The following is a 440-nucleotide window of genomic DNA, read 5'->3' on the forward strand; positions in this document are numbered from 1 at the left end:
GGCAACACCCTGACCATCACTGGCTACAACCCAGCCACGGGCGTGGTGACCTACACCTACACGCTGCTCGACAACGAAGCGCATACCAGCGGCAATGGCACCACCCTGAGCGAGAGTTTCACCGTGGTCGCCACCGATAATGATGGCAGCACGGCCAGTGGCAACATCGATGTAAACATCGTCGATGATGCGCCAAAGGCCTTCAATGACACCAACAGCACCACCGCCACCGAGAATCAGCTGACCGTCGCCGGTAACGTACTGACCAACGACACCCAGGGGGCCGACCGCATCGCGAGTGGTCCGATTACACCGCAGTCCATCGAGGGCATCTACGGCAAACTGGTACTGGCCGCCGACGGTTCCTACACCTACACCCTGAACACCGCCGACCCGGACTTCATCAACCGCACCGGCACCGGCGTCGAAACCTTCACCTA

The 440-nt window shown here is 60.5% G+C and carries 1 protein-coding gene; it reads left to right on the plus strand.

The features are described 5' to 3' along the window. Nucleotides 1-440, plus strand: a 440-nt coding sequence (locus ACQRAX_RS25600) for a VCBS domain-containing protein (protein ID WP_427867785.1), incomplete at both ends; no start/stop codon positions are given.

This window comes from Pseudomonas sp. UM16, assembly GCF_050312595.1.
In the GTDB taxonomy this organism is placed as follows: Bacteria; Pseudomonadota; Gammaproteobacteria; order Pseudomonadales; family Pseudomonadaceae; genus Aquipseudomonas.